The sequence below is a fragment of the Rossellomorea vietnamensis genome (assembly GCF_008180415.1).
Lineage (GTDB): Bacteria > Bacillota > Bacilli > Bacillales > Bacillaceae_B > Rossellomorea > Rossellomorea vietnamensis_C.
Map to the genome: position 1 here is coordinate 155,370 of NZ_VTEI01000007.1, position 11,654 is coordinate 167,023.

Genomic DNA, 11,654 nt, shown 5'->3' on the forward strand with positions numbered 1-11,654 from the left:
TTATTTTGAATTTATCGAACTTCACGATCAGGGAGGTAACATTTATATGAATTATGGTATCGTTATTTTTCCATCTAAATCGCTCCAGGATAAAGCAAATGCTTATCGTAAACGTTACGATCCCCATTATGCTTTGATCACGCCCCACTTGACTCTGAAGAATGTTTTTACCACAGACGACAGTGGAATCAAGGATATAGCAAACAAGCTTAGACACATTGCCAAACAATATGATCCATTCAATATGAAAGTTTACAAAATCAGTTCATTTCAGCCTGTCAACAATGTAATCTATTTTAAAGTTGAGCCTAATCCTGAACTGGAAGGTCTGCATAAAGCCATGCATACGGCAGAATTCAATGAACAGGAACCAGAATATGCATTCGTGCCTCATATAACAGTCGCTCAAAATCTTTCAGATGACGAACATTCGGATGTTTTTGGGTCTCTGCGCATGTTAGGCATAGACCATGAAGAAACTGTGGACCGTTTCCACCTGCTCTATCAGCTTGAAAATGGCTCTTGGACAGTCTACGAAACATTCCGCTTAGGAAAGGAATAATTGTTTTGAAGATGATCCTGGCTGAAACTGATAAACAACTTCAAGAGGCAATGGATGTGCGTAAAGAAGTTTTTGTTCAAGAACAAAACGTCCCCCTCGAAGAAGAAATAGATGAATTTGAAAATATATCGGACCATTTCGTTTTATACGATGAAAATGAACCTGCTGGCGCAGGACGATTCCGGTTGAAGGATGGCCTTGGAAAGGTCGAGCGAATCTGTGTATTGGCAAAGACCCGGGGTAAAGGCGCTGGAAAGATCATTATGAATTACATTGAGAAGCATGCCCGCAGTAAAGATGTTCCTGCGTTGATTCTGAATGCACAGACTCATGCCATCCCTTTTTATGAGAGTTTGGGCTACTCGGTCACATCTGATGAGTTTCTGGATGCCGGGATTCCTCATAAATCCATGAAAAAAATACTGAAATAACCGAAAACCGTCTCCAACTTTAAAGGAGACGGTTTTGTTCGTCTGGCTGAAAACGAATAATTCTTCCTTATTTTGTTTAGAATGGATTAATACCATTTCATAAAAAATTGCAGGAGAAATCTTATGAACTTTTTGGCTATCGCTTCTGAATTAATTGTAGGTTTTGCAGCATTGCTTATCTTAACCAGGATATTGGGAAAGACCCAAATCTCGCAAATAACACCATTTGATTTTATTTCCGCCATCATCCTTGGGGAATTAGTAGGAAACTCATTATATGATGACAAAAGCGGAGTATTAGAAATTCTATTTGCCATATCCCTATGGGGAGCTTTAATCTTTTTTACAGAAATCATGACCCAGCGCTCACGAAGGGTGAGACACTTTCTTGAAAACACCCCTTCCATTATCATCAGAAAGGGACAAATTCAATACGAAGCAATCAAAAATAATCATCTGGATTTAAACCAGATGCAGCAGCTGCTGAGAGCGAAGGATATCTTTTCTATCAGGGAGTGTGAATACGCCATCCTTGAGACAGACGGCAGCCTCAGTGTGGTAAAGAAACCAAATTATGCTGCCATTCAAAAGCAAGACCTTAATATTGCCCCCACACCCGCTTCCATGCCGATTTCCGTCATAATGGATGGAGAAATCATTTATGATAATTTGAAAATGATTGAACTCGATAAAGAATGGCTCCTAAACGAAATCAGTAAAAAAGGATATTCTTCCTCAAAAGAGATACTATTTGGTGAGTGGACAGATGGAGAGGAATTACTGCTGCAAGGATATTGATTCAATAGTGAGAATGCAAAAAAGGCCTCTCTGGTCCTTTTCAGCGGGTAATATAGAGCTGATTATTTTCTATCACTGCCTTGGCTGATCCTTCATGGACCAGTTTGGTTATGTACGCTGTAAAACTTGTCCGAAACAAAAGAAACTGGCCAATCGAACGCGATTGAATGTTATTCCCATTAAGGAATTCTTGTAGCAGAAGATCGAATGGCAACCTGCCCTGGTTTTCATCCAATATTTGAACAATCTGTTTCATCTTGTTCATATGTATTTCAAAATTGGCTGCGATGCTTTCTGAAAAATCCTCTTCAAACTCCCCATGTCCGGGTACAGAACCTTTCACGACAATGTTTTTTAATTTTTCAAAGGTTTGTAAGGTCTGTTCTGCATCTGTTATAAATGGAACTAGATGTTTTTTCAGGGCTTCTTTGCCGAAGTAAGCATCTGCCGCGTAAAGGATTTCATTATGGATGATTCCTACCTGATCCGCTGAATGTCCGGGAAGAGAAACTGCTTCCAGTGTGAAAGGACCAATTTCCAAGAAACCATGTACTATTGAGACATCCACATCCACCGGTTTTCCTTCCAGGAATTTATTTCTTAATTCATTCAGCGGATAAGCTCCATTCCATAAATACACCGGCTCCAGGATTGGATTTTCAATGACAGCTCTTTCCAGCTTGGGAGCATACAGCTTAATGTCAGCCTTTTTCTTTAAATAGGATGCTCCGCCAAAATGGTCTGTATGTGCATGTGTAATGATGCAGTAATCTAAAGGCAGGTTCTCATTCTCAAGGATTTTCATGATCTTTTTAATCGAAGAGTCATCAATTCCAGTATCTATGAGTAATCCCTTACCCTGTGTCATTAAGTATCCGACATTGACAGCAGAAGAAAAGTAGAAGCAGCTATCATTAATTTTTTTTAATTCCAAGGGAAATACATCCTCTCCTTTTTTTATACATATTCGTTAATGTACTTCCCTTTTCCTGTAACATCTGCTAAAAATTCAGCAGAAACATTATCCTCTTCATTGATCTTCTTCCTTCTATTGTATCTTAATGAATTGACGTCTGTTTCAATGCCCTCTTCTGCAGACCTTTCTTGATTGAAAAGAGGCTGAATCCTGTTGACCGGTACAAATTTAAAGGGATCATAATCCTTATTTGCTTCACGTTCGGCGTACTGCATATATTGATAATGCGGGACGGGTGCAATATACCCCATACTGTTCACCTCTCTTTTCTTACAATTTCCCCTGCAGGAAAAGTTGTAAACCCTTCACTGTAATACTATTAATCTCGGTGAAAAATATGCTTTTAAGGGGGGAAAGCAAAAGTGAAAGCGGCTGTTCAGCCCCGACAGGCAAATATTCTCAAGAGGCACACCTCCCGCCCCGCGGAGTCGTCCGCTGGAGCGGAAATCTATTTGGTTCAAAGAAGCCACATTCTTTGCCAGAGGCTCTATTCGTAAACTATGTTGCTGTTATTTTATATGAACTGCGTTAGATATCATTAACCAAAATATTCTGATGAGCAACAAGAAAAGAGCTGCTCCACCGTTTAGAGAGAAAAAAATTAGTGTCTGTGAGGAGAATCCTGCTATTGGGGTTCCCCCAAAGTAAAAAATGCAAAAACAGCTTTTTATAGTCTTTACTGAAAAAATAGAATACGATTTTTTACTTTCATCCCCCTTTACGCAGGAGGATTGGAGCGGAAGGCGTACGATCTCCTGCGGGAATAGCGGGACAGGTGAGACCCCCAATCTAGTTGCAGCGCCCAGCCCCTCGGGATCAAATAACCCGGAGAGAATAAAAGGAAAAACCACCTTTTTTTCTCTCCGGAACATTTGCCTGTCGGGTCTGATCAGGGCGCTTCCACTTTTTATACNACTGAAAAAATAGAATACGATTTTTTACTTTCATCCCCCTTTACGCAGGAGGATTGGAGCGGAAGGCGTACGATCTCCTGCGGGAATAGCGGGACAGGTGAGACCCCCAATCTAGTTGCAGCGCCCAGCCCCTCGGGATCAAATAACCCGGAGAGAATAAAAGGAAAAACCACCTTTTTTTCTCTCCGGAACATTTGCCTGTCGGGTCTGATCAGGGCGCTTCCACTTTTTATACAGGCGAAGCCGAGGAGGCTCACCGCCCGCCCCGCGGAGTCGTCCGCTGGAGCGGAAATCTATTTGGTTCAAAGAAGCCACATTCTTTGCCAGAGGCTCTATTCGTAAACTATGTTGCTGTTATTTTATATGAACTGCGTCAAATATCATTAACCAAAATATTCTGATGAGCAACAAGAAAAGAGCTGCTCCACCGTTTAGAGAGAAAAAAATTAGTGTCTGTGAGGAGAATCCTGCTATTGGGATTCCCCCAAAGTAAAAAATGCAAAAACAGCTTTTTATAGTCTTTACTGAAAAAATAGAATACGATTTTTTACTTTCATCCCCCTTTACGCAGGAGGATTGGAGCGGAAGGCGTACGATCTCCTGCGGGAATAGCGGGACAGGTGAGACCCCCAATCTAGTTGCAGCGCCCAGCCCCTCGGGATCAAATAACCCGGAGAGAATAAAAGGAAAAACCACCTTTTTTTCTCTCCGGAACATTTGCCTGTCGGGTCTGATCAGGGCGCTTCCACTTTTTATACNACTGAAAAAATAGAATACGATTTTTTACTTTCATCCCCCTTTACGCAGGAGGATTGGAGCGGAAGGCGTACGATCTCCTGCGGGAATAGCGGGACAGGTGAGACCCCCAATCTAGTTGCAGCGCCCAGCCCCTCGGGATCAAATAACCCGGAGAGAATAAAAGGAAAAACCACCTTTTTTTCTCTCCGGAACATTTGCCTGTCGGGTCTGATCAGGGCGCTTCCACTTTTTATACAGGCGAAGCCGAGGAGGCTCACCGCCCGCCCCGCGGAGTCGTCCACCTGGAGCGGAAATCCACTTCGTTCAACGCAGCCACAATCTTTGCGAAACCAGACTTTTTAAAACAAACATAAAAACAAACCATTAGTCCTGCTTTATTGTAAGCATTCCCAATGGTCATGTTGATATTATTTTTTGCCATTATTGATCATGTTTGATATCGTTCCGAAATCCAATTGTTTACCATCATTTACAATTGATTTGACGATCTTATCTTCCATCTCTTTGTTTACTGGTTTGTTAGCAATTTGAGATACCCTCTTGATAACCCCTCGCACCGTGCTTTCGTCTTTGAAATTGGCATTTTGCAAAGAGGTGGCCAATTCCATGACATCGTTCATATTGACACCGGTTTTCTTTTCAATGTTTTTAAAGAAGTTATTATTATTCATTGGGTAAACGCCTCCTTTACAGCTAATATATTGTATGAGGCGGTCAAAAAATGGTGCATGGCCCAAGGATGATGAAGGTTTCATTCGATGAGAAGGCTCTTTCGTGCTTTAAGGTACAAAAAAAGCAGATTCTCTTTAGAATCTGCTTATCCGTCCTTTAGCAAAAGCTTGTACCGACGATGATCAAAAGGATAAATAGAACAACAATCAGCACAAATGTTGATCCATATCCCCCGCCGTATCCTTGATTTCCGCAGCCATAACCATTTCCATACATAGTTATCACCTCTCTTTATATATGACTACTGCAGTATATGTAGAGATGCTTACTATGTAAAGGCTTCCTGTGGTTACTTGGATAGAAACCAATCGTATAAATCAATGGTTAGTTTGCCGGATGAATCAGCCTGTGCCAGAAACACATTGTCTAAATTGATTTTCCGCCTCTTCAGCTGATTCATAAGCCAATCTTCTGACAACCCTAAACTTGTCAGCCCCTTTCTTTCGATTGCTCCGTCACTGATGACAGAGTGAACTGGAATTACCTTAAAGGAAGTGTCAAATATATCTTCATAGAGTAATGGCTGCTTTTCTTTTTTAAGCATGACACTCAGTTCGCCATTTGTATCAAGAGTCGCAAATTCCACATCAGAGACCCTGAAAATGTTCTTTTTCCTTAGCTGTTCAAGCAGCTCATCCGAGGAAAACTTTTCTTTTTTCAACGCCTGCTCTATGATATTTCCATTCTCTATAAACACTGTCGGGGTGCCTTCGACAAAATGCCTGAACTTTACACTTTTGAGAGATATGAAAGAGAAAATGAATGGCACAGAGAACCACAGGAGAATACTCATCAGCCCTTCAAGCAGTTTCACGTCAAGATCCATTGAAAGTGTCCCGGCGATGCTTCCAACGGTAATGCCGGTAATGTATTCAAAGAAAGATAGCTGTGAAAGCTGCTTTTTTCCGAGTAATTTTGTGATAAGAAATAAGGCAATCAGAACAAAAAGGCTTCTAAGGGCTACTTCAGTATACTCCGACACACACCCTCATCCTTTCGGTTTAAAAATCAAGGCACCAATAAATCCGAAGATGATGGCTGCTGAGATACCCGAACTTGTCACTTCAAACATTCCCGTAAGAACTCCTACCAGACCATGCTGTTCCGCTTCCTGCATAGCGCCCTGGACCAATGCATTGCCAAAAGAGGTGATCGGAATCGTTGCCCCTGCTCCGGCAAAGTCAATCAATGGCTCATAGAGACCAAATCCAGCTAAAATTGCACCGATCACTACCAGCAGACTTAATGTATGAGCAGGTGTCAATTTAGCTATATCAAATAAGAGCTGACCAATTACGCAGATGCTCCCCCCTATTAAAAATGCCCAAAAAAACATTGCCAACATGGTGTTTTCCTCCTTTCAACGATTTAGCTGTATTCAATTGAAACCGCATGAGCTATACACGGAATTGATTCACCCTGCTGAAATGTCAGCGGAGACAAGAGAGCTCCGGTCGCAACCATCAAAATTCTTTTGTATACACCCTTCTTCATCTGGTTGAGCAGGTGTCCATATAAAACCGTTGCAGAGCAGCCTGGTCCGCTTGCTCCCGATTGTACTGGCTGATCCTGTCCATAAATCAGCAATCCGCAGTCCTGAAATTGGGTTTCCGTCAGGTTGAACCCTTTTTGCTGAAGTAACTCCTGAGCGGTTTTTCGGCCGATTTTAGCGAGATCCCCTGTAATGATTAAATCGTAGTAGGACGGATCTCTTCCTAAGTCTTGTAAGTGAGAGGCAATTGTGTCTGCTGCCGCCGGCGCCATTGCCCCTCCCATATTAAAGGGATCCGAGAGCCCCATATCAATGACTTTACCAATCGTTGCTGAAGTGACCCTTGGAACAGGGCCCTGTACATCTGTACCACTGCCTACTATCGAATACCCTGCTCCAGTAACCGTCCATTGAGCGGTAGGCGGCTTCTGGCCGCCATACTCTGTTGGATAACGAAATTGCTTTTCCACTGCGGAATTGTGGCTTGAGGCGCCAGTGATGACATAGTTTGCTCCTCCTGAATCAACCAAAAAAGAAGCTATAGCAAGCCCTTCCATAGATGTTGAACATGCACCGAATAGGCCCAAATAAGGGATCTCATTGGTTCTCGCAGCAAAGGAAGAAGGTGTGATTTGATTAATCAAATCCCCCGAGAGAAAAAATTGAATTTGATTCTCTTGCAGACCCGCTTTTTCAAGGGCAAGCTTGACTGCGTCTTCAATCATTAAGCGATTTGCTTTTTCATAGCTGTCCTCCCCCATCCATAAATCATCATAGAAGTGGTCAAAGTCTTCAGATAACCTGCCATTTTTTTCAAATGGCCCTCCTACAACTCCTGAGGACAAAATAACCGGCCTATTCTGAAATTCCCAAGACTGTGTGCCTTGTAACATTAAATCACCCCCCACTTAATAAGAAGAGTCTTGATAATTGCTATAACGAAAGCAGAAAACACACCAAACACAATGACAGAACCTGCAAGCTTGAATATATTTCCTCCCACTCCCAGAACAAGCCCCTCTGTCCTATGTTCAATGGCTGCAGATATAACCGCATTACCAAATCCCGTCACTGGTACGGCACTTCCTGCACCGGCAAACTGCCCAAGATGGTCATAGATGCCAAACCCGGTCAGCAGCATTGAAAAAAAGACCATCGTAGCCACTGTCGGGTTTCCTGCAGTCTGTTCTGTAAAGTTAAAAAAGTAAATATAGAAATACGTAACAGCCTGGCCGAATAAACAAATGAGGCCACCTACGAAAAAAGCCTTGATACAATTGATAAGCACAGGCCTTTTTGTTTCATGCTTCTGTTCAAGCTGTTCATATTGCTTCTGCTGCGGGGTTTTAGGTTTCTTTCCCATACCTTGCTCCTTTCTAGGTTAGCTCCTCTTTTAACTTAATGATTTCCTGAAATCTTTTTTCAGCATCCTTATTGGAGATATTTTTATTCTTCATCTTATCTTTTAGCCTGACCGTCTCCAGAAAAATCTTATAATCACTGGAAACGATGAATTTTTCATCTGGATACTTCTTTTCCAGTTTTTTTGTCATTTTTTTCTCAATTTTCTTCATATGAAACCGGTGGGAATGCTTTACTTTATAGGATACAAGGATTTCTTCCTTTCCCTGTATGACTGCCACATCGTAAAGCTCTTCAAGCTTGGCTATTTCCTTTTTGACTGCATGTCCGATACTGTCCGTCTCTGGATTCTCCATCAGTTCAACTGGAGGAGGATCTGTTACCTTAATCAATGCTCCTCGGCTGTCTGCACCGTCTTCTTTGTTTGCCGCGCAGGCGGATAAATATACTGTTATTACTACTAGACCGACAAATAATTTGTTCATAGTATCCCCTCTGTTTTTAATATGCCCCTGAACCATAGTCAGCGGCGAATGAACATGTGAATCTTCGCTCTTTGGGAATCAGCACTCGGCCATATCTTCCCAAGTTACTTATATGTAGTCTTATATTCTGCAAAGAGGGTTCATTTTATGAATAAAAAAAGACTGAAGCTCATTAACTATAATTCCTTAGTTTAATGAGCTCACAGCTTTTATTTATTTTTTTGTAAAAATTTACAGAAAAAGAATCATTATTTTTGGTTTTTTATTTTTGCCGCAGCCGCAGCCTTTTTTCTTTCTTTTCGTTTTTACTGGTTTAATTTGTGAAGTGGATTTCTTCATCATCCAATTCTTCCTCCTCTAATGATGGAAATTCAGAAAGCAGCGTTTCCTCTTACAAATGTTTACAAAGCAGATATACATACCATTCTATGCAGCAGGAGTAACGCTTGTTCTCTTGTTTCATGAAATCCACTTTTGAATCAAGGTTTCAATAATGGAAGCAACACCTGCTGCCGCTAAAACTGTAATTAGCGGATTAGCAATGGTAGGACAGAAAAAATACAACCCGTAAAGACCTCCCGCAGCCCAGATGCCTGTGCACCAGTGGCAGCTGAGAAGTTCGCCCATCCAATTTTTCGGAACCAAATAAACGTCTATATTCCCTGATTTATCTTTCTCTTCCTCTTCCTCAAAAAAAGGAGCCCTCAAGAACTCCGTGATTTTGTCATATACAATTAAGTGTGTCAGACGGAATACAGCTACTCCTAAAACGGCCACTTGCATAAAAGTCAGATCCACTTCTTTATCTCCTTTTCGTTGAGTTGGAATTTTAATGAACAAAAGCGCAAGCGCCCTGGTCAGCCCCGACAGGCAAATGTTCCTGAGAGAAAAAAAGGCGGTTTTCCTTTTATTCTCTCAGGGTTATTTGACCCCGAGGGGCTGGGCGCTGAAGCTGGATGAACAAAAGCGCAAGCGCCCTGGTCAGCCCCGACAGGCAAATGTTCCTGAGAGAAAAAAAGGCGGTTTTCCTTTTATTCTCTCAGGGTTATTTGACCCCGAGGGGCTGGGCGCTGAAGCTGGATGAACAAAAGCGCAAGCGCCCTGGTTCAGCCCCGACAGGCAAATGTTCCTGAGAGAAAAAAAGGCGGTTTTCCTTTTATTCTCTCAGGGTTATTTGACCCCGAGGCCTAACTCAGTTCTTGTGGTACGCATCCCCGGGCGCTGGAGCTGGTTTGATACACAACACCTTTTTAAATAAAGTAATGAATGGTCATGTCCTTGCTTTAGTAACTAGCATGAAAAATAAGGGAAGTTTTTTCCGTTAACTGCAAGCTTCACCTCAATTTGTTGGTGAATAGGGGAAGATTTTTCCCTTATTTGCAGAAAAGACCCCTATTTTTAGTGTTTAGAGGCTAATAAGGGAAGTTTTTTCCTTTATTTAAGCTATATTCGATGCAAGTAAGTAATTAAGAGAAATATATTCCTCTATATAAAAAATGCCTAAGCGGCATGGCCCTCCCCCACAGGTTAATGTTCCTTATAGAAGAAAAAGGCGGTTTTTCCACACACGGAGGGCTAACTCAGTTCTCAAGATACGTATCCCAGTCGCTGAAGCTGGATTCAGAGATGCTCCCTACTTTTAACTAATTAATTTTTTTCTTTTGAACAAATCGCAAAGCGACTCTTTCAGCTTCTGCACGCAGACGTCAATAAGGAGAGAAGAAGAACACTAAAGCTGTACTTGGCTGGCCAGTATTTACAAAGTTGTCCTCAAAGTTTTCCCTGAACAACAGTAATATCACAGATGGGATACACCGCCTATTTTGACAAAAAAAGGGCTATTATCCGTAACTTAAACTCCTTGGCTACAATATGTTATTAGTGTAGCGATAAACAATTAAAAGGAGGATTTTCTAATATGGGTTGTGGAAAAAGAGATGATGTAGGTGGAATCAGTACAGATAACTGTGTATGTGAAGTAGTACGCGCAATTAAAGATATCCAGGATGCTGCTGTGGCTGATGATTGTCTGGATTGTACTACCAGCTGTTTCCTTGAGCCGCTAGGCGATTTGAACAGTCCTGCTATGAGACGCCGTGCTGACACGCGCGTGTTCACCCTTACTAATAAAAATGGTGAATTATTCAAAGCGTTGTTCAAACAAAAAGATGGCCAATGTGATGCAAACTGTGTGACTATTTATTTCCGTGTGGAAGAAATCTTCGATAACTGCTGTGCAACATTGAGAGCACTAAGACCGAACAAAGATATCATCAATGACTATGGAAAATTGGACTATGGTGCAATCTGCAAGGTGGACGAATGGTTCAGAACAAACAACTGTATCACTGTTGACCTGAACTGCTTCTGTGCAATTCAATGTATCGCCGATGTTGACCTTGACATCTGTGAATAATTCTTAGAAAGCCTGCCGGATCTATCATCCGGCCGGCTTTTTCTTTTACTGATTATAAACCGATGATCTTAATGCCGCGTAGAGAACTCCTGTTTATCTCTACCTCATCGCCTTGAAAAGTTTTCAGCACCAGGATATCTCCTTCAGCGCTGAGTAAGATTCCTTTATGTCTTTCCTCTGCACTGATAAATTCACAAGGAAAAGGAGCTTTACCGTTAATATACCGTGAAAGATAAGTAATCTTCTCATCCAGTTCCATATCCCTGAAGGGTTTTAGGGGTTTGAAAGAGTATGTTTTTTCTTTATGTTCTTCTATATTATCGACTGTTTCTGATTTTTCAGATTTTGGAATATCGATGACATCCTGATTGTCTTGGACCTCAGCTTCTCCATACAAAGTCCCAAGTTCCTCTTCAAAATAGGAACGTTTCTTTCTTCTTGGCTTTTTGACTCCAGCTTCAGCCGATGGTTTTTCTACAGGTATAGTTTTCACATCCCTTGAAGAATACGACTGCTGCATGTTGGCTCTTGATTCTTTAAAAGCAGGCTGCTGGATATATAATAAGGGTGTCTTTTTAGGTTCTTTAGAATTTTTTTTCATAAGCTGCACCTCCAGAGGTTCATTCCTTTTACAATGTATGCAGCAAATGCCTATAGGTTTCATGAATGTTTTGGAATTATTTTGCTGAGGTTCCCTGTTAATAAGTCTGCTATCTCATATATTGTG

Annotated in this window: 16 protein-coding genes and 1 pseudogene; 5 read left to right on the top strand and 12 right to left on the bottom strand. The window is 41.6% G+C overall.

Features of this window, described 5'->3' with window-relative positions; all coding sequences use genetic code 11:
* Nucleotides 1-46 precede the first annotated feature (46 nt).
* The 3 genes from FZC78_RS14475 to FZC78_RS14485 all read left to right on the top strand — a co-directional run bounded on the left by FZC78_RS14475 (nucleotide 47) and on the right by FZC78_RS14485 (nucleotide 1,791).
* A complete protein-coding gene (locus FZC78_RS14475; RefSeq protein WP_148940597.1) occupies nucleotides 47-562 on the top strand; it encodes a YjcG family protein in 516 nt (171 codons plus the stop codon).
* A gap of 11 nt (nucleotides 563-573) precedes the next feature.
* Entirely contained in the window at nucleotides 574-993 is a 420-nt protein-coding gene (locus tag FZC78_RS14480; RefSeq protein WP_435874133.1) for a GNAT family N-acetyltransferase, read from the top strand.
* Between the two features lie 123 nt (nucleotides 994-1,116).
* Nucleotides 1,117-1,791, top strand: a complete 675-nt coding sequence (locus tag FZC78_RS14485) for a DUF421 domain-containing protein (protein WP_148940601.1) — start codon at nucleotides 1,117-1,119, stop codon at nucleotides 1,789-1,791.
* 40 nt (nucleotides 1,792-1,831) lie between these two features.
* Here FZC78_RS14485 and FZC78_RS14490 read toward each other — a convergent pair whose 3' ends face one another.
* The 11 genes and pseudogenes from FZC78_RS14490 to FZC78_RS14560 all read right to left on the bottom strand — a co-directional run bounded on the left by FZC78_RS14490 (nucleotide 1,832) and on the right by FZC78_RS14560 (nucleotide 9,309).
* The gene (locus tag FZC78_RS14490) at nucleotides 1,832-2,725 is read right to left on the bottom strand and encodes an MBL fold metallo-hydrolase (RefSeq protein ID WP_148940603.1); all 894 of its coding nucleotides are present in this window, start codon (nucleotides 2,723-2,725) and stop codon (nucleotides 1,832-1,834) included.
* 23 nt (nucleotides 2,726-2,748) lie between these two features.
* A complete protein-coding gene (locus FZC78_RS14495; RefSeq protein WP_148940604.1) occupies nucleotides 2,749-3,018 on the bottom strand; it encodes a hypothetical protein in 270 nt (89 codons plus the stop codon).
* Between the two features lie 1,675 nt (nucleotides 3,019-4,693).
* Nucleotides 4,694-4,861 (bottom strand): hypothetical protein, encoded by a 168-nt coding sequence (locus FZC78_RS23735; protein WP_187444944.1) that lies wholly within the window; start codon nucleotides 4,859-4,861, stop codon nucleotides 4,694-4,696.
* Complete coding sequence (locus FZC78_RS14525) at nucleotides 4,848-5,111, bottom strand: stage VI sporulation protein F (RefSeq protein ID WP_148940608.1); 264 nt, start codon at nucleotides 5,109-5,111, stop codon at nucleotides 4,848-4,850. Before FZC78_RS14525 ends, FZC78_RS23735 begins: the two co-directional genes overlap by 14 nt.
* A gap of 157 nt (nucleotides 5,112-5,268) precedes the next feature.
* Nucleotides 5,269-5,337, bottom strand: a pseudogene (locus tag FZC78_RS24870) (YjcZ family sporulation protein); the annotation flags it as partial.
* Nucleotides 5,338-5,461: 124 nt separating this feature from the next.
* Entirely contained in the window at nucleotides 5,462-6,154 is a 693-nt protein-coding gene (locus FZC78_RS14535; RefSeq protein WP_148940612.1) for a DUF421 domain-containing protein, read from the bottom strand.
* A 6-nt stretch (nucleotides 6,155-6,160) separates the two neighbouring features.
* The gene (spoVAE, locus tag FZC78_RS14540; protein WP_148940614.1) at nucleotides 6,161-6,517 is read right to left on the bottom strand and encodes a stage V sporulation protein AE; all 357 of its coding nucleotides are present in this window, start codon (nucleotides 6,515-6,517) and stop codon (nucleotides 6,161-6,163) included.
* A gap of 23 nt (nucleotides 6,518-6,540) precedes the next feature.
* Nucleotides 6,541-7,557, bottom strand: a complete 1,017-nt coding sequence (gene spoVAD, locus FZC78_RS14545) for a stage V sporulation protein AD (protein WP_148940616.1) — start codon at nucleotides 7,555-7,557, stop codon at nucleotides 6,541-6,543.
* Nucleotides 7,557-8,027 (bottom strand): stage V sporulation protein AC, encoded by a 471-nt coding sequence (gene spoVAC, locus FZC78_RS14550; protein ID WP_148940618.1) that lies wholly within the window; start codon nucleotides 8,025-8,027, stop codon nucleotides 7,557-7,559. Before spoVAC ends, spoVAD begins: the two co-directional genes overlap by 1 nt.
* A 13-nt stretch (nucleotides 8,028-8,040) precedes the next feature.
* On the bottom strand, nucleotides 8,041-8,511 hold the full coding sequence (locus FZC78_RS14555; RefSeq protein ID WP_148940619.1) for a YhcN/YlaJ family sporulation lipoprotein: 471 nt from the start codon (nucleotides 8,509-8,511) through the stop codon (nucleotides 8,041-8,043).
* A gap of 459 nt (nucleotides 8,512-8,970) precedes the next feature.
* Nucleotides 8,971-9,309, bottom strand: a complete 339-nt coding sequence (locus FZC78_RS14560) for a DUF1360 domain-containing protein (RefSeq protein WP_148940621.1) — start codon at nucleotides 9,307-9,309, stop codon at nucleotides 8,971-8,973.
* Nucleotides 9,310-9,343: 34 nt separating this feature from the next.
* On the opposite strand from FZC78_RS14560, the gene FZC78_RS23740 reads away from it, so the two are divergent.
* Entirely contained in the window at nucleotides 9,344-9,595 is a 252-nt protein-coding gene (locus tag FZC78_RS23740; protein ID WP_187444954.1) for a hypothetical protein, read from the top strand.
* 834 nt (nucleotides 9,596-10,429) lie between these two features.
* Entirely contained in the window at nucleotides 10,430-10,927 is a 498-nt protein-coding gene (locus FZC78_RS14565) for a CotY/CotZ family spore coat protein (RefSeq protein WP_148940623.1), read from the top strand.
* A gap of 52 nt (nucleotides 10,928-10,979) precedes the next feature.
* Here the strand turns inward: FZC78_RS14565 and FZC78_RS14570 are convergent, their stop codons facing one another.
* Nucleotides 10,980-11,528, bottom strand: coding sequence for a CotO family spore coat protein (locus FZC78_RS14570; protein WP_187444945.1), 549 nt, complete (start codon nucleotides 11,526-11,528; stop codon nucleotides 10,980-10,982).
* Nucleotides 11,529-11,654 lie beyond the last annotated feature (126 nt).